A 16,607-nucleotide genomic window follows, 5' to 3' on the forward strand; every position below is an offset into this window, starting at 1 on the left:
GAGCCTAAGCCGCTGGAACCGGTGCTCAGGTCCCTGCGGCTCACGTGATAGAACGTTTTCCTGCTGATGAGGGGAGCAACGATGCGCATCGGGATCGTCACGCCGGTGGCGGCACAGCCGCCGCCCGGCAACGCCGCCTGGGAGCGGGACGCGGGGATTGAGGAGATCGCGGCGATCGCCGAGACCGCCGACCGGCTCGGCTACCACCACGTCACCTGCAGCGAGCACGTCGCCGTGCCCGCTGAGGCCGCCGAGCAGCGCGGCGGCGTCTACTGGGACCCGCTCGCCACGTTCGGCTACATCGCCGCCCGGACGTCCCGCGTCCGGCTCGCCACGCAGGTCCTCGTGCTCGGCTACCACCACCCCCTAGCGATCGCCAAGCGGTACGGGACGCTCGACCTGGTCAGCGGTGGCCGGCTGGTGCTCGGGCTCGGCGTCGGCAGCCTGGAGGAGGAGTTCGAGTTGCTCGGCGCCCCCTTCGCCGGCCGCGGCGCCCGCGCCGACGACGCCCTGGCCGCTCTCCAGGCCTCGCTGGGGCGGCGCCTCCCCGAGTACCACGGCCCGCACTACGACTTCTCGGGCCTGGTGGTGGAGCCGCACGCCGTCCAGGAGCACGTCCCGCTGTGGATCGGCGGCCGGTCGCGACGGTCCCTGCGCCGCGCCCTGACCGCCGACGGCTGGGTGCCATTCGGCCTCCCGCTGAAGACCCTGGCCGAGATGCTGCGCGAAGCCGACGTCCCGCCCGGCTTCGACGTGGTCCTGGCCCCGTCCCGTCCGCTGGACCCGCTGGCCGACCCCGAGGCCGCGAGCACGGCCCTCACCGGGCTCCGCGACGCGGGCGCCACGATCGCCGGCGTGAAGTTCGCGTCCGCGTCCGCGGCGCACTACCTTGAGCAACTGGCGGCCCTGCGGGATCTGGCCGGCGGCTACGGCCTGACCTTCGAGGAGAAGCTGTGACCGTGGAATCCCGCCTCGCCGCCCTGGAAGATCGCCTCCGCGCCCTGGAGGACGAGCGGGAGATCACCCGCCTGATCCTGTCCTACGGCCCCCTCGTCGACAGCGGCTGCGCCGGCGACGTCGCCGCCTTGTGGGAGCCCGGCGGCGTCTACGACGTGGACGAGATCCTGATGACCGGGCGGCCCGAGATCGAGGGGATGGTCCGCTCGTCCAACCACCAGCGCTGGATCGCCGGCGGCTGCGCCCACTTCGTCGGCCCGCCGCACGTCACCCTCGACGGCGACGAGGCCACCGCCGTCGGCTGCACCCTCATGATCGTCAACCGGGACGGCTTCATCCTGCGCCGCGCCACCGCCAACCACTGGCACCTGCGCCGTACGGAGCACGGCTGGCGCGCCGTCAACCGCACCAACCGGGTCCTGGACGGCCGCGCGGAATCCCCCGACCTCCTCGCCTCCCACTTTCCGGAGGCCGTCCGCCACCGCTGACCGAGAGGGCCTATCTCGGGCTTTTGATCCATTCCGGCCGCGGGGTACGGCCGAGCAGCACCGCCCGTCGGGCATGACGTGCTTGTAGATGGAGTAGTGGTAGCTCTGCATGGTGGTCGGCTCGACCTCGTGGTTGGGCAGCCAGGTCTCCTCGACGTACTTCTTGAAGGTCTGCCGTCCTCGCTTGAGGTTGAGGTTGAGGTTGAGGTCCCTGCCCTTGCCGACCTCGGCCTCGGCGCGCTGCCAGGCCTTGTCGGCCTCCTTCTGGGACGAGAAGGTCCCGGCCGATGTGATCTTGCCTTTGAGGTCTTCGTAGCAGGCGGTGTAGCGCGGCGACCCGCGCGCCTGGCGATCTCGGACTGAGCTGGTGCCGGTACACCTACCCGGTGACCGCCGGGGAGGAGTGCGCGCCCAGATCGCCAATCGCCTCGATGGCACCCCGCCGTCACTCGTGATCGAGACGAATGAGTGACACAACTCGCGCGGAGACCAGGACTCCCCGATCCTCGCCTTCCTGGTGATGAGCCGGAACGCCCTCCGCACGTTCGCGGCGTCCAGCTGCCTTCCGGTCGTCGAGCACAAGTCCAGCCCCAGCCGCGACCGTTCTGGCCGCCTCCCTCCACGAGATCAACACTGATCAGTGCGGTAGTGAACAGATCAGCAGAAATGTTTAGATTCCGTAGGCGCCTTCAATTCCCGGCGCAATGAGGCGCATGTACATCTCGGCCATTTCCTCGGCCGTGTACGGCACGTCGTTGTCCAGCCACCACACCAGCAGGCCGAGCAGCGAGGTCAGCAGGAACTCCGTCGTGACCTCCACCGGCACCGCACCGTCCCGGTGGGGCAGGAACTGCGGTATCTGCCGCGCCATGACCTGCTTGGTCCGGCTGCGCAGCCCGGCCCGCATCACCTCCGCGCCCCGCTCGCCGGCCAGAGCCTTGTACACCTCACGCTGGCGGCCCGCGTGCTGGAACGCGGCCAGCACCGGATTGGGCTGGGCACGGCTGGCCATATGGCGCTCCATGTGCTCATCGAACGCCGCAGCCAAGTCCTCCAGGTTGCTGAGCAGCAGATCATCCTTGTCGGTGTAGTGCGCGTAGAAGGTCGAGCGGCCGACATCCGCACGGTCGATGATGTGCTGCACGGTGATCCGGTCGTAGCCCCTCTCCAGGATCAATTCCACCAGCGCACGGCGAAGAGATTCCCGAGTCCGCCGCACCCTGCGGTCCATCCCTGCCGCCGGCATCAACGCCCTCGAAGTTTCGGAACACTATATTCAGCACCATACGCCGTGTTCACGAACAACCTGCCCGCTCCAGTAGGCGACGAGCACGGCGAAGGGCTCGGGCATCCTCATTCCGCCGCACGGTGACGGCCGGGGACCGGCCGCGGATGCCCCTGTCGGCAAGCCTGGTCCAACCCAGTACGCGCCGCCAGGCCGGGGGCATCCGGGCACGATCATCGCGCTGGCGTGTTGGACGGCCGGGCCGTCGGCTGGACCGTTTCGGCACGGTGACGGAGGTGACCGAGGGGCATCTGCCTTGTTCTTGCCGACCATTCGCCTTGCGATTCTTGGTTCCCGCCACCGGTCACCCGGGTGGGATGTCATGAGCAGATGCCCCCTGAGGCTTGAGCAGGCCTATGGGCGGGGGCGCGGCCAGGCGGCGGAGCGGAGGAGGCGCAGGCCGTTGTCCTCTATGCGGAAGTTCCGGCGGAGCGCCGGGCATTGCGGAGTTTCCGGGAAGATTACCGCCGAGGACAGCGCTGCAGCGTCGTGAACGACCAGGCCTGCACCGACACAGCTACCGTCCGCCGACGGGTCCGGCCATACTCTCCGGACCGTGCGGGGCGGCCCAGCAGAGTGACTCAGCGCACGAGCAAACGTGCACATGACTACACTGAGCCACGTGATCGCTGCGGTCGGTCAACAAACTGAGCGAGGTCATGCTACGGGGCATGGCCTTTCGCTGTTGCTGATCGCCGTGTCGTCGCTGTACTTCGTCCTGTGTCTGCCCAGCGTCCACGATGACGGGTCGGCGCATTCGGGAACGCACCTCGCACCGTCGTCCTCGAGCCCGGTTCCTCACTTCCATGCGCCAGCCGGGCATTCCCAGGGTGATGCGGATGTCGACCATCTCCCCCATGCACCGCATGGCGACTGCGACGGGTCCGCGTTGTCGCCCGAACCGTTCCGTCTGGCGTTGATGCTCTTCGGGGTCCTCTTCGTGGTGGGGTCATTGGGAGCGTCCCGCAAAGTCGAATCGCTCCTGGCCTCGAACGCGCGCCGCCGACGATGCGGCTGCCATCGGCCCCTGAGCGGAGTCCGGCTCCTGAACGTGCTCTGCGTGGCCCGGCTGTGATCAGCTCGGTCATGCGTCGGCATTGACCTTCCGGGCTCACGGGTCCCGCGACGGTTCCACCCCTCTCGGCACGTCCGCCGGGAAGGCGTCGAGCATGACCGTTTCTCGCCGCTACCTGTACGAGCCGCGTCTCGGGAGAGAAACGTTGGACACCACCGATCTGCGCGATCATGAAACGCTGGACATCCTCACCGTCTCGGGTCGCCTCGTCGGCGCCGACACATACCACTCGCCCGCCCGACTTGTCGGGAACACGCCCGTCTTGTGGGTTCCCGACCTGCTCGGACAGACGCAGAACGGGTTCTGGGCCAAGATCGAGGGCGCCAATCCCGGCGGAATCAAGGACCGTCCGGCGCTCCATATGATCGCCCGTGCTCGCGAGCGCGGGGAGCTGGCACAGGGCGGCGCGATCATCGAGTCCACCAGCGGTACCCTCGGGCTCGGTCTCATGCTCGCGGCCATCTCCTACGGCCACCCGGCGACGCTGGTGACGGATCCGGGTCTGGAACCGTTGATGATCAATCTGCTGCGCGCTCATGGCGCCCGGGTGGACGTGGTGCCGGCCCCTCATCCGGTCGGCGGCTGGCAGGAGGCGCGGCGACAGCGGGTTCGGGAGTTGCGCGAACGCGAGCCCGGCGCGTTCTGCCCCGATCAGTACCACAACCCGGACAACGTGGCCGCTTATGAGCGATTGGCGCTGGAACTGGCGGGACAGGCCGGTCGCATCGACGTGCTGGTCTGCAGCGTCGGGACGGGAGGCCACAGTGCGGGGGTCTCCCGCGTCCTGCGGCGAATGTACCCGGACATGCGCCTGGTCGGAGTCGACACCGTCGGTTCCACCATCTTCGGGCAGCCCGCCGCGCCACGGCTCATGCGGGGGCTGGGCAGCAGCATCTACCCCCGCAACGTGGATTACGACGCCTTCGACGAGGTCCATTGGGTCGCGCCCGGCGAGGCGGTCTGGGCCTGCCGGATGCTGGCCCGCGCAAGGTACGCCACCGGCGGGTGGAGCGTGGGGGCCGTCGCGCTGGTCGCGTCCTGGCTCGCCCGGACGGGTCCGGGAGATCACCGCATCGCGGCCGTCTTCCCCGACGGGCCGCAGCGCTACTTCGGGACGGTCTTCGACGACGCGTACTGCTCGCGGCACGGGCTGCTGGGCGTCGTCCCGGCCGAGAAGCCCGATGAACTCGCCCATCCGGCCGAACGCGAGGTCACCAGCTGGACCCGCTGCGCGAACGTGACGGTTCCCGCCGGCGCCCGGGCGGGGGCGGGACTGTGAGGGCCACGGTCACCCAGTTCCGGTCGTTCGACCGGCCGGTGAGGCTGCTGATGGTCAACCAGCTCACCATCAACCTGGGCTTCTACATGCTGATGCCCTACCTGGCCGATCACCTGTCCACCGGGCTCGGGATGGCGGCCTGGCTGGTAGGTCTGACGCTGGGCGTGCGCAACCTCAGCCAGCAGGGCATGTTCCTGGTCGGCGGAAGCCTGGCCGACCGGCTCGGCTACAAGCCGATGATCCTGGTGGGGCTCGCGCTCCGCACGGTCGGGTTCGCGCTGCTGGGCGTCGCCGAGGCGCTGCCCGTCCTCATCCTGGCCTCGGCGCTCACCGGACTCGCCGGGGCGCTGTTCAACCCCGCGGTGCGCGCGTACCTGGCGCATGAGGCCGGTGACCGGAAAGTCGAGGCTTTCGCGGCCTTCAACGTCTTCTACCAGCTGGGGATCCTGGTCGGTCCGCTCATCGGGCTGCTGCTGGGCGGCATCGCGTTCCGGGTCACCTGCCTGGTGGCGGCCGGTCTGTTCGCGGTACTGTCCGTCGCCCAGGCAAAGGCCTTGCCCGCCCGGCGCGGCAGCCGCGCGGGCGCCGGCGGCTCGGTGGTCAAGGACTGGCGGACGGCGCTGTCCAACCGCGCCTTCGTCCTGTTCTCCCTGGCGATGGCCGGGTCCTACGTCTTGAACTTCCAGGTCTACCTCGGGCTGCCCATCGAGGTTCGCCGCGTGACCGGCGGGGAGTTCGGCGTCACACTCGTGTTCGTCGTGTCCGGAGCCCTCGCCGTGAGCGGACAGGTCCGTGTCACCTCATGGGTCAAGGCACACTGGACACCTGCCCAGGCCCTCGCCCGCGGGCTGACATTGATGGGACTCTCGTTCGTCCCTATGGGCCTGGCGGCCGCCACCTCCGACGCGCAGGCGGGCGTCACCGGGTTCCTCGACTACACGGCGGCGATCACACCCATCCTGGCCGGCACCGGTCTGCTCACCCTGGCCACCATGGTGACCTACCCGTTCGAAATGGCCACCATCGCGACCCTGGGCGGCGACGAGATGGTCGGCACCTACTACGGCCTCTACAACACCGTGGCCGGAGCGGGCATCGCGATCGGCAACATGCTCACGGGCGCCGCGCTCGATGCCGGACGCGACGCCGGGATGCCCGGCCTGCCGTGGTGGACGCTCACGCTCGTGGGCCTGGCCTGCGCGCTGGCGATCCGGGCTCTCGCGCGCACCGGGCACCTGACTCCGGTGCCCGATCGCCCACGTGATTCCGTCCGCGTGTGACGACCCGGGCAGGTGCGGCCGGTCGGTTTGCGTGTCGGGATCACGACGAGGAGATGTTCGGTTCTCGGGGTCGGGAGTGGGCCTGTTCCGGTCGGTGATCGCGGCGGGTGCGGTGTGCACAGCGCGGCAGCAGATCGCCCAGGCTCCAGAGCACCGTCGCCGCCAGGAGGACGGGCAGGGTGTGGGCGGCGGCGTAGCCGGCGAGGCCGGCGGCCAGCAGCAGGTGCCCGGTGGCCGCCCAGATCACCCGCAATGACCCGGGCCTGGACTACAAGCCCCGCCCGACCCTGGTGCCGCTCGCCCCCGAGCAGGCAGCCGACTTGCCCATCGACACCGACAAGGCCTCACCGGCCCGGATCTACGACTACCTATTGGACGGCAAGGAAAATTACGCCGTCGACCCGGTGTGCGCGACCGGGTGAGGACCGTGGCTGCAGCTCGCGGAGAACAATGTCAGTGCGGGGTCACCTGCGGGGTGATGCCGGTGACGGCGCCGCCGTCGACGAGGAACTCGCTGCCGGTGGAGTAGGTCGCACCGGTGATGATGAAGTGCACCATCCGGGCGACTTCGTCGGGTTCGCCGAAGCGGGGGATCGGCTGGGCGGCGGTGACGGCGTCGTCCATGCCGGCGGTCATGGGGGTGTGGATGGGGCCAGGGTGCACCGAACAGACCCGGACGCGGTCGGCGGCCAGTTCCAGGGCGGCAGTCTTGGTCAGCCCGCGCAGCGCCCATTTGCTGGCGGTGTAGGCACCAAGGCCGGCGTATCCCATCAAGCCGGCAGTGGAGGAGATGTTGACGATGCAGCCACCGCCCGCGCGGCGCAGGGACGGCAGCGTGGTGCGCATGCCCAGCCAGGCCCCGAACAGATTGATATCGATCACGCGGCGGAACGAGGAGGCCGGCTGCTCGGCGATGGGACCGAATTCCACGATTCCGGCGTTGTTGACCAGGACCGCCACCGGGCCGAACAGCCGTTCGGTCTCGCTGACGGCAGCGTGCCAGTGCGCCGGGTCGGTGACGTCGGCGTGTACGTAGGCGGCGTGCTCGCCCAGCTGTTCGGCCAGGGCCGCACCGTCGCGGTCGAGCACGTCGATGATCATTACGCGGGCGCCGTCGGCCTGCAGCGCGGTGGCGATCGCGGCTCCGATGCCGCGTGCCGCGCCGGTCACGATCGCCGCTTTGCCGTCCAGGTCCATTGTCGCCCCCGGGCTGGTTGCCCTTTGCCGGTGTTGCTGTCGGATCACTCATGCCCGCGTGTGCGGGCGTTATGACCCGTCATGGCCCGGTGGTGGGGGTGCGCAGGGTGAGGATGGCCAGGTCGTCGTGGCCGTCACTGGGCTGGTGGTCGGCCAGGGCGCGGCACAACTCCTTCAGATATTTGCTACTCCGTCCACGGCGCGCATGCCGGCTATCGACATCCAGCGCGGACGGCTCCGCTGATGCACTGCCGTTTACTGGCGAGAACGTCCATAATTCGAGCAGTATCTCGTTTCGACATACGGCAGGCTGATGATGCCCCTCTCTGGCTGTCGGCAGCCCCGCATCGCGCCCGGTCACCGGGCCGCGCGATCGAGTTGCACATCCGTGCGGTCGAGGAGCCGCACCTGCTCCGCGTCCACGGCGACGCCTATGCCCGTTGCGTCGCCGCGCATTCGTGTGCGGCGAGGTTCGCGGCGCCGTGCCTGGACGCGGGGACGCGGCGGGTTCGTCACCGCCTTGTTCGACCAGTTCGCCGCCACCTGGGCGCCGGAACGCTGCCGAGGCGGGCGTCGGCTGGGCTGTGGGGCCGTCCTGTGTCATGTCACGGCCGCTGATCGCAGCGGGCGGGTCGGTTGCAGAGGGCGGTTTCGGAGAGAGCGTGTGGCTGTTCAGGTGATGTCGCGGCGGATCGAGGTCAGTGTTCCGGCCACGGCGAAGGCGACGCCGTAACCCGCCAGGACCAGTCCGCCTTGCCATGGGGTCAGGAATTGCTGGTTGGTCAGGGAGATCTGGGTCAGCGAGGCTGAGGCCGAACCGGGCAGGTACATCGTCCAGTCGGTGAGGGCGGGGACGCCCGTGAGGATCGGCTCGGCGACGAACCGGTAGATCAGCAGTGCGACGACGGCGGCGACCTGGTTGCGGACGAGCGCGCCGACGCCGACGCCGATGAGGGCGAAGATGGTGATGTCGGTGATGACGCCGAGCATGGTGGCGGGCAGTCCGTTGCCGGTGAGGGTCAGGCTGATGTTCTTGGCCGCCAGCCACGGGATCGCGATGGCGGTGACGACGCTCAGGCAGGCCAGCGCGTAGCCGATCCCGGTGATGCCGCTGGTGATGAGTTTGGCGGCGACGATGCGGCTGCGGTGCGGGGTGGCCAGGAAGGTCGCGGTGGCGGTCCTGTGCCGGAACTCGCCGGTGATGGAGATGGCGCCCAGAACGGCGACCAGGGTGTTGGCGCCGCCGGCGGCGACCGCGAACAGTGTCTGCTGACCGGCCGCGGTCGAGAGCGGCGGGGTCCAGGTGTCGCCGTCGTCGGAGAAGCCTATGAGCAGGGTGGCGTACAGGCCGGTCAGCGCCATGGAGGCCAGCAGCAGCCATAGCCAGAGCCGGGTGGTGACCAGTTTGTGGAACTCGCCCATGAGGAGGTGGGTCATCGTCAGGTCTGCTCCTGGCTTGTGGCGGTCAGCGCGAGGAAGATCCGTTCCAGGTCGCCGCCGGTGCTGGTGAGCTCGTGCAGTTCGATGCCGCGGCGGTGGGCCAGGCGGCCGACCTCCTCGGGCGGTATCCCGATCACGGTCAGTTCCCCGGGGCCGGTGTGCTCGACCCGTGCCGCGGCCGGTCCGGAGCCGTTCAGTTCCGTTTCCAGGGCGGTGGCCAGTGCGGCGGCCCTGGGGCTGCGGACCGTGGTGGTGGCGAGTGGCCGGCCGAGGTCCGCCAGGGGCCCTTGGCGGACGAGGCGTCCCCTGTCGAGGATGATCACGTGGTCGACGAGTTGCTGGGCCTCGGCCAGCAGGTGGCTGGAGACCAGGACGGTCCGGCCGTCGGCGGCCAACTGTTTTAGGAAGCGCCGCAGCCAGGCGATGCCTTCGGGGTCCAGGCCGTTGGCGGGTTCGTCCAGGATCAGGATTCGCGGGTCGCCGAGGAGCGCGGTGGCCAGGGCGAGACGCTGCCGCATTCCCAGGGAGTAGCCACCGGCCGCCCGGCGGGCCGCCTCGGCCAGTCCGACCTGCTGCAGCACCTCGTCGGCGCGGGCGTGGGGGTAGCGGTTGACGGTGCAGTACACGCGCAGGTGGTCGCGGCCGCTGCGGGCGGGATGGAACCCGGTGGCCTCCAGTGCGGCCCCCACCTCATCACCGGGCCGGGGATGGTCGGTGTACCGCCGGCCGCTGATGCTCACCCGCCCGGAGTCGGGGGTGACCAGGCCGAGCAGCATGCGCAGGGTCGAGGTCTTGCCCGCGCCGTTGGGGCCACAGGAACCCGGTGATCGAGCCTGTCTCCACTGTGAAGCTGACATCGTCGACCGCCGTGACGGCACCGAAGCGCTTGGTCAGGTTGCGGGCCTCGATCGCGGACCCGGTGCCCGGCGTCTGCGTTGCGCTCATCGCGTGCTCGCGGGCGGCGGGTCGGCGGGCCGCTGGGCGGTGCCGAGGATCTGCGGGACGGCCGGGGCGGGAATACCGGTGTCGGCGGTGGTGAGCCGGTCCAGTCGGGTGACGGTGAATCCGGCGCGTTCGATGGCGCCGGCGGTGTCGCGTCCGGTGTGGCAGCCGCCGTTCAGCAGCGGCCAGACGGTGGCGTCGGCCAGGCGCTGGACGCGGCGGCGGGCGGGGGTGTCGGCTCTGACGTGTTCGAGGAACCGCAACTGCCCGCCGGGGCGCAGCACCCGGTGGATCTCGGCGAGCGCGACGGCGGGGTCGGGCACCGTGCACAGCACCAGCGAGACGACGGCCGCGTCGCAGGAGGCGTCGGCGGCCGGGAGCCGGTCGGCGGCCCCGTCGATCACCTCGGCGTGGACGGGCGCCCGCGCCGCGGCGGCTTCGGCCAGCCGCCGCAGGTGTGGTTCGGGTTCGACGGCCAGGACCGTCGCCGCCCTCGCCGACGAGAAGGGGGACCCGGCCCTGGCGGCCCGCGCCCTGTGGCTGGCCGCCGCCGGGGGCGCGCCCGGCGACGCCGTGAGCATCGCCGAGAAGTACGCGGCCACCGCGGACGAGCACGGCGACAGGGCCGCCGCACGCGTCTACCGCAGGAGCGCCGCGGCCTTTCCGGTGGACGGCCCGCCCGATTCGCCTGGCGCGCAGTACGCGGAGCTCGCCCGGCACGCCGCCGCCACCGGTGACCACGAGACCGCCATGCGCCTGCTCGCCCAGGCCGCCGAGGCCGGGAAGCACGCCAAGGTACTCGCGATCGTCCAGGAGGCGTCCCTGCTCTGCACCGCGGACGCCGACGTGCCCAACGCCCACGCCTACTACGCGCTCGGGCTGGAACTCGCGGGCGAGCCGGACCGGATCCGGCTCCACGACCTGCCCGCCGCACGGCCGGAGCTGACCGCGCTGTACGCCGCACTGACCGGCGGGGACGGCGCCGCCATCGTCGTCCTCGCGGAGCTGCGGAACACCGGCCACTTCGAGGCGGCGTGCCAGACGGTCATCGCGGTCGCGATGGCCCGCGCCGAGGCCGATCCGGACAGCGCCCGCGGGCTGCTGAGGCCGGTCGCCGAGATGGCGCCGCCGGAGCAGGCCGTCCGGGCGTGGAACGAACTCGGCTCGCTGGCGGACGACGCTGACGAGGCCGTCCACGCCTACGAGCGGGCCGCCGCCATCGAGCACCCGGCCGCGCACACCGCGCTCCGCCACCTGATCCGGACGCTGTACGAGCAGGACCGGCCAGCGGACACCGCACTCTTCGCCGACCGCGCCACCGCGACCGGCGATCCGCTGACCGTGGCGCACGGCCACCGGCTGCTGGGCCTGCTCCGCGAGAAGCAGGACGACCTGGACGGCGCCATGCGCGAGTTCCGGCTGGGCATCGCCGCGGCCCAGGTGATCAACGAGTCCGAGTTCCCCGGCGAACTGCGCCTCGATCTCGCCCGGCTCCTCCAGCGGCAGGGGAACACGGAGACCGCCATGGCGGAGGTCGAGCACGTCCTCGCCGCGGCCGGCACGGAGCGGTTGCGGGCCAAGGCCGTCACCTACCGGGGGAACATCGCGGTGCTCAGCGGTGACCTCGCCACTGCGTGCGAGGCGTTCGCCCAAGTCGCCCTGATGAACGGGGACGACGACGTGGCCGAGTGGGCCGACGGCGCCGCGAACAACCTGCTCGGCATCGCCAACAGCGCCTACGGCGACGGCCGGCACGATCTGGCCGTCCAAGCGCTTACGCTCGCCGCGCGGACGGGCAAGCGCGACCTCGCGATCGGCGTCGTGGAAGCGCGGACGACCGAACTGGCGGAGGCGGGCGACACCGCGGCGGCGCTGCGCTACCTCGACGCCGGCTTGGGATTCCCGCTCGAACCGAAGGAGGAGATCCGGCTCGCGGACCTGTGCGGCACCGTGGGCGAGCCGGACCGGGCACGGGAGATCTTCGAGCGGCTGGCCGGCCACCCGGACGAGACCGTCCAGCTCATCGCCGGCAGCCGCCTGGTCGACCCCTCGGACGGCGACGCCACACCGGATCCGGCCGCGCGATGGCTGCGCGCGGACGACCTGGTGGACGCGGGCGAGTACGCGGAGGCGCGGGAGATCCTGACGCCGCTCATCGAGGGCGACTCGCACGTCGTCCAGCACGCCCGCCTCTCCCTCGGCCGGACGTACCACGAGGAGGACCCGGCCCGCGCCCGCGAGCTCTACCTGGCCGCGATCGAGACCCCCGGCGGGCGGAGCGACCAGGTCGTCGAGATGGCCAAGATGTACCTCGGCTCGCTGGCCAAGCAGGCGCGCGACTGGCCGGAGGCGCTCCGCTGGTACCAGGCCGTGATCGACTCCGGTTCCGCCGGGAACGGGCCGATGGCGGCCGCGCACCTGGGCGAGCTGGCGTACTGGCAGGGTGACCGCGACTCGGCCGTCCGGTTCTACGAGCTGTGCCTGGCCATGGGAACCGACAACGCGGAGCTGATCGGCGAGTCCGCCTACCGGGCCGGCGAGATCCGCCACGCCCAGGGCGACCTCCCGGCGGCCGCCGCCCACCTGTCCCGCGCCCTGGACGCAGGCCACGAAGGCTTCGCCGACCAGGCGCGCATACTGCTCACCAGGCTGAACGACTGAGCCGCGGCCCCTTCCAGCCGGGCGCGTCCCTGCTCGGTTTCGTTGATCCACCGCGCGACCTGGACCGCCTCGGCACCCGCGTTCGCCCGTGACCTCTGTGGCTGCCGGGCCGGCGGTGAGGGTTGCGAGCGGGGTCGCCGGCTCTGGCCGGTGCGCCGGCCGGATGCACCGTCCGGCGGGTGTGGAAGCATGCGGGCTGTGACGCCCGATGCCACCCATGAGGAAGCCGCCCGGTTCGCCGCCCGTCTCCTGGTCACCGCCGCCGCTCCGCTCGACCCCGCCTCGGCGGACGGCCCACGGGTACTGCACTGGCCGGGGCGCAGGCTGCTGGTGCAGCGCGGGGACACCGAACTGGCCGTCCGCGATCTTGAGGGGGCGGGGGCGGAGGTCCGCTTTCCGGCGCCGTGGCCTCGCCGGTACGGCTCAGTGGCGGTCTCCCCCGCCGGTGATGTCGCCGTGTTCGCCGGCGTGCACGCCTTGCGGGCCGTGGATTCGACCGGCGCCGTGCTGTGGGAGATCCGCCACGGTTGCTGGTCCGCCGCCGTGTGCACGACGGCCCATGCCTCGTTCTCCGAGTACGCCGACGATTACCACCACGGCCACGCCGACAGCGGCTCGGCGGCCTTCTCCTCCGACGGCAAGGTCCTGTGGGCTCACGTCCGCAGCCACACGGGGCACGACATCGAGGAGGAGTGGCTGATCCTCGACGCCGCCGACGGCTCGCTGCTGGCCCGGGTCGCGACGATGACCGTGGGATCGGGCTCCTTCCACTTTCCTCACCCCGATCCGGCGTACATGGGGCTGTCCGTCGCGGAGGGCGAGGAGAGTTCGCCCGTGCTGTGGGGACGCTGGGATGGTACGCAGCTCACCGTCCAGCGATTCGTCGAGGAGGTCTTTCTCGCGGTGAGTCCGTCCGGGGAGCACTTCCTGACGACGGATACGGGGCAGTGGGCCCTCTATCTCCACCGGGGGGAAGATGGCATGGAACTGCGGCGGCTGAACGCCGATGATGCCGTCCCCCCTCCTTCGGGAGACGACCGTGTTCGCTGGGACTTCGAAGCGGCGTTCCCGTACGACGACATCGCCGTGGTCGGCACCGAGTACTACGCGGAGGTCCCCCGCCACTGGCTCGTCGACCCGCGCACAATGGCCCTGCGAGGATCGGTCGTCTACCCCTTCCCTGTCTCGGGGTCTCCCCTGTCGGCAGGAAAAGACGCCTGGTGCACGGTCTCCAAGGATCAGACCGCCCTCCATTTGTGGGGTTTCCCGCACCGGGAATGAGCCGACAGCCCGGCCCCGGCGCTCAAAGCTGCTCGTCCCCCGAACGGTGGTTCGCGCCGGGACGGCTCTCCTCAGCGCCGCCGCCAATCGAATGGCACGAAGAACACGAACTCCAGGCCGTCGAGGTAGCGGGCGATCTGCTCGGGGCTGCGGGGGTGGAGGAGACCGCGCCGCTGCCTGCGTTGTGGGCCCGGATGGCCTCCACATATGCGGAGTCGGTGTCGGTGCCGTCATAGACAGCCGGCACGTGGACGCCACCGCGGACAGGGCCACCGGTCGTCGCGGCCGCTGAGGCGCCACCGTGTCGGCCGGCCGTCGTCGCCGGGCCATCCGACGGTCATGGTGCGTTGGTTCGGACGCGCAGAGAATTGCCCATGAAGAAATTCCTTCGGGCGGCGCACGTCGCGGCGGCCGCCGCCGCCATCGGGTTGGTCCTCCCCGGCACTGCCGATGCGCAAGCCCAGCGCGACCGTCCGGTGACATTCGCCCTGATCGGTGACACGCCCTACGGCGACACCCAGCGAGCCGCCTTCCCGGCACTGGTCTCGGCCGTGAACGACGACAGGAAGATCCGACTCGTCCTGCACGCGGGCGACGTCAAGAACGGCTCGTCGACGTGCGACAACGCCCGGTTCGCGGATCTGGCCGAGTTGTTCGGCACCTTCCGCGCCCCGTTCGTGCTGACGCCCGGCGACAACGAGTGGACCGACTGCCACCGCACCGCCGCCGGCGGCTACCTGCCGACCGAACGCCTCGACAAGGTCCGCAAGGTCTTCTACCCCGTGCCCGGAAAGACCTTGGGCCGCCAGCGGATGCACGTGTTCAGCCAGGCCACCGACCCCCGGCACCGCGCCTACCGCGAGAACGTGATGTTCAGCCGAGGCCAGGTGGTGTTCTCCACCGTGCACGTCGTCGGCAGCGAGAACGACCTGGAACCGTGGTCGCAACTGCCCGGCGGCGACCGGCCCGCGCCGCGGCTGGCCGAGTTCGAGGACCGCAAGGCCGCCGCGCTGGACTGGATCGACGCGGCCTTCGCCAGGGCGGACCGCACCCATGCCTCGGGGGTGCTGCTGATGATGCAGGCCGAGCCGACGGCGACGCCCGGATTCGCCGAGATCAGGGAGCGCATCGTCCAGCACTCCAGGGCCTACGGAAAGCCGGTACTGCTCGTCCACGGCGACGAACACCGATACGAGGTGGAGTCGGCGTACGCCGGGGTTCCCAACCTGACGCGCCTGGAGACCTTCGGGGCCACCGCCTCCCAGTGGCTCCGCGTCACGGCCGACCGCAACGACCCGAAGGTGTTCACCTGGGAGCCCCAGACGGTCCCCGCCGACTGACAGTGACGATGGAGACGAGCGCCTTCCGGCGGGGTCTGACCCAGCGGCCGACCTTGGGTCCTCAACCCGATCGGCCGGCCCTGGCCGGGAGACGCTCGTCCGCACACGGGCGCGCTAATCCGCAACGGCAACTCCTCCCTCGACGCGACCGCGACGGGTGACTCATACGCCGCTCCGCTGGACGTGCCCCTCCACCTACATCGCGCCCGGTCTGATCGCACGAGCCGCCACATCGCGATGCCTGTCGTGTTCGCTCGTTGTCCGCTCGGCGGTTTCGAAACCGGGCTGCCCCCTGGACTCGCCGGTTCTCGATGGCCTGGCCGACGTCAGTGCTGCTTTGCCCGAGCCAGTTCGGCGCGGGTGTGGATCCGGTTGCGCTGCTTGGCGGCACGCAGGAACAACACGGTGGGCACGATGCACACCAGGATGGCGAAGATGCTGGCCTCGGGGCCGAAGGCGCCGCCGGTCAATGCCTGGGGGCCGCTGACCGAAGCGTCCAGCAGGCCGCCGGTGCCCGTTCCGGAGCCGGAGACGCTGGTGCCGAAGATGGCCAACTCGGCCACATTCCAGGCCAGGTGCACGCCGATCGGCAACCACAGCGAGCGGGTGGCGGCATAGATCGCGCCGAGCATCAGCCCGGCCTCGACGGCGATGGCCAGGGCGCCCCAGATCGTCGCGTCCTCGTTGACCAGGTGCAGGCCGCCGAAGAAGAGCGCGGAGACGGCCAGCGCGCCCCACGTCCCGGTCTTCTCCTCCAGCACCCGGAACAGCACGCCGCGAAAGGTCAGCTCCTCGACGACCGCGACACCGATCATGACGCCCAGCGTGGTCAGCGCGCCGCCGATCGAGCCCCAGCCGTGGACATGGTAGCCGCCGAACATCGCGACCAGCGCGATGGTGACCGTGAACAGGCCCAGGCCGAGGGTGGCGCCCCGCTGCAGTCCTTGCCGGGCCTGTGCGGGGGCCAACTCCTGGAGCGTGCGGCGGCCTTCCAGGTAACGCACCGCCCAGACATAGCCGGCCAGAGCGAGCCCGCCGCAGGCCACCCCGGCGATCAGGGCGGTCAGCGGAGTGGCGTCGGCGGCGCCGTTGATCGCACTGATGATCGAGGTGACGACCAGCATCAGCACGAACAGCACCGGCAGACGAACCCACGCTGACGCCGCCCACCGCGGGGGGCGGCGGTCGGCGTTCTTCCCAGTAGAGCCGGTCGGGTGGACACCGGCACCGGCCGGTCGCGGTGACTGCTGGTCGCTGAATGTCATGGCTTCCTCCTCAAGGCCCCGCCCTCTGCGGGTGGCTTCCGTTCTCGACACCGAGAAGCTACGGCCGACGAACACTGTGAGTAGTCACCAGCGAGTAAGCAGTTGCCGTGTCCGCGG

General features: G+C 70.7%; 17 protein-coding genes. 9 read left to right on the forward strand and 8 right to left on the reverse strand.

The genetic code is table 11. The annotated features are described in order from the left end of the window. The first annotated feature begins 81 nt into the window (after positions 1-81). Positions 82-957 (forward strand): TIGR03619 family F420-dependent LLM class oxidoreductase, encoded by an 876-nt coding sequence (locus ACGFK0_RS36070; protein ID WP_392913024.1) that lies wholly within the window; start codon positions 82-84, stop codon positions 955-957. Further along, the gene (locus tag ACGFK0_RS36075; protein WP_392913025.1) at positions 954-1,445 is read left to right on the forward strand and encodes a nuclear transport factor 2 family protein; all 492 of its coding nucleotides are present in this window, start codon (positions 954-956) and stop codon (positions 1,443-1,445) included. The genes ACGFK0_RS36070 and ACGFK0_RS36075 overlap by 4 nt, the downstream gene beginning before the upstream one ends. 670 nt (positions 1,446-2,115) lie before the next feature. On the opposite strand, the gene ACGFK0_RS36080 is transcribed toward ACGFK0_RS36075, so the two are convergent. Then, positions 2,116-2,628, reverse strand: coding sequence for a TetR/AcrR family transcriptional regulator (locus tag ACGFK0_RS36080; protein WP_392913026.1), 513 nt, complete (start codon positions 2,626-2,628; stop codon positions 2,116-2,118). A 724-nt stretch (positions 2,629-3,352) separates the two neighbouring features. On the opposite strand from ACGFK0_RS36080, the gene ACGFK0_RS36085 reads away from it, so the two are divergent. From ACGFK0_RS36085 to ACGFK0_RS36095, 3 genes are all read left to right on the forward strand, one after another. Then, positions 3,353-3,805 carry a hypothetical protein gene (locus ACGFK0_RS36085; protein WP_392913027.1) on the forward strand — a complete coding sequence of 151 codons (453 nt, stop codon included), beginning with the start codon at positions 3,353-3,355 and terminating at the stop codon, positions 3,803-3,805. A gap of 94 nt (positions 3,806-3,899) precedes the next feature. Next, complete coding sequence (locus ACGFK0_RS36090; RefSeq protein WP_392913028.1) at positions 3,900-5,084, forward strand: PLP-dependent cysteine synthase family protein; 1,185 nt, start codon at positions 3,900-3,902, stop codon at positions 5,082-5,084. Beyond that, the gene (locus ACGFK0_RS36095; protein WP_392913029.1) at positions 5,081-6,364 is read left to right on the forward strand and encodes an MFS transporter; all 1,284 of its coding nucleotides are present in this window, start codon (positions 5,081-5,083) and stop codon (positions 6,362-6,364) included. Before ACGFK0_RS36090 ends, ACGFK0_RS36095 begins: the two co-directional genes overlap by 4 nt. Positions 6,365-6,404: 40 nt before the next feature. Here ACGFK0_RS36095 and ACGFK0_RS36100 read toward each other — a convergent pair whose 3' ends face one another. Next, the gene (locus ACGFK0_RS36100) at positions 6,405-6,611 is read right to left on the reverse strand and encodes a hypothetical protein (protein WP_392913030.1); all 207 of its coding nucleotides are present in this window, start codon (positions 6,609-6,611) and stop codon (positions 6,405-6,407) included. Between ACGFK0_RS36100 and ACGFK0_RS36105 the strand changes: the two genes are divergently transcribed. After that, positions 6,595-6,786: an SAM-dependent methyltransferase gene (locus ACGFK0_RS36105; RefSeq protein WP_392913031.1), complete on the forward strand. Its 192-nt coding sequence runs from the start codon at positions 6,595-6,597 to the stop codon at positions 6,784-6,786. The two genes, ACGFK0_RS36100 and ACGFK0_RS36105, sit on opposite strands and share 17 nt — an antisense overlap. A 31-nt stretch (positions 6,787-6,817) precedes the next feature. Here ACGFK0_RS36105 and ACGFK0_RS36110 read toward each other — a convergent pair whose 3' ends face one another. The 5 genes from ACGFK0_RS36110 to ACGFK0_RS36130 form a co-directional block, all read right to left on the reverse strand. After that, entirely contained in the window at positions 6,818-7,561 is a 744-nt protein-coding gene (locus ACGFK0_RS36110) for an SDR family NAD(P)-dependent oxidoreductase (RefSeq protein ID WP_392913032.1), read from the reverse strand. Between the two features lie 357 nt (positions 7,562-7,918). Then, complete coding sequence (locus ACGFK0_RS36115) at positions 7,919-8,104, reverse strand: hypothetical protein (RefSeq protein ID WP_392913033.1); 186 nt, start codon at positions 8,102-8,104, stop codon at positions 7,919-7,921. Positions 8,105-8,233: 129 nt separating this feature from the next. Continuing rightward, positions 8,234-8,998 carry a hypothetical protein gene (locus tag ACGFK0_RS36120; protein WP_392913034.1) on the reverse strand — a complete coding sequence of 255 codons (765 nt, stop codon included), beginning with the start codon at positions 8,996-8,998 and terminating at the stop codon, positions 8,234-8,236. A gap of 2 nt (positions 8,999-9,000) precedes the next feature. After that, a complete protein-coding gene (locus ACGFK0_RS36125; RefSeq protein WP_392913035.1) occupies positions 9,001-9,777 on the reverse strand; it encodes an ATP-binding cassette domain-containing protein in 777 nt (258 codons plus the stop codon). A 165-nt stretch (positions 9,778-9,942) separates the two neighbouring features. Next, complete coding sequence (locus ACGFK0_RS36130) at positions 9,943-10,524, reverse strand: class I SAM-dependent methyltransferase (RefSeq protein WP_392913036.1); 582 nt, start codon at positions 10,522-10,524, stop codon at positions 9,943-9,945. Between ACGFK0_RS36130 and ACGFK0_RS36135 the strand changes: the two genes are divergently transcribed. The 3 genes from ACGFK0_RS36135 to ACGFK0_RS36145 all read left to right on the forward strand — a co-directional run bounded on the left by ACGFK0_RS36135 (position 10,517) and on the right by ACGFK0_RS36145 (position 15,225). Further along, the gene (locus tag ACGFK0_RS36135) at positions 10,517-12,604 is read left to right on the forward strand and encodes a tetratricopeptide repeat protein (protein WP_392913037.1); all 2,088 of its coding nucleotides are present in this window, start codon (positions 10,517-10,519) and stop codon (positions 12,602-12,604) included. The genes ACGFK0_RS36130 and ACGFK0_RS36135 overlap by 8 nt on opposite strands. A gap of 189 nt (positions 12,605-12,793) precedes the next feature. Continuing rightward, positions 12,794-13,885 carry a hypothetical protein gene (locus ACGFK0_RS36140; protein WP_392913038.1) on the forward strand — a complete coding sequence of 364 codons (1,092 nt, stop codon included), beginning with the start codon at positions 12,794-12,796 and terminating at the stop codon, positions 13,883-13,885. 374 nt (positions 13,886-14,259) lie between these two features. Next, positions 14,260-15,225: a metallophosphoesterase gene (locus tag ACGFK0_RS36145; protein WP_392913039.1), complete on the forward strand. Its 966-nt coding sequence runs from the start codon at positions 14,260-14,262 to the stop codon at positions 15,223-15,225. Positions 15,226-15,551: 326 nt separating this feature from the next. On the opposite strand, the gene ACGFK0_RS36150 is transcribed toward ACGFK0_RS36145, so the two are convergent. Then, positions 15,552-16,490: a CPBP family intramembrane glutamic endopeptidase gene (locus ACGFK0_RS36150; RefSeq protein ID WP_392913040.1), complete on the reverse strand. Its 939-nt coding sequence runs from the start codon at positions 16,488-16,490 to the stop codon at positions 15,552-15,554. Positions 16,491-16,607 lie beyond the last annotated feature (117 nt).

Origin of the sequence: Spirillospora sp. NPDC048823 (assembly GCF_043198445.1) — a bacterium.
Lineage (GTDB): Bacteria > Actinomycetota > Actinomycetes > Streptosporangiales > Streptosporangiaceae > Spirillospora.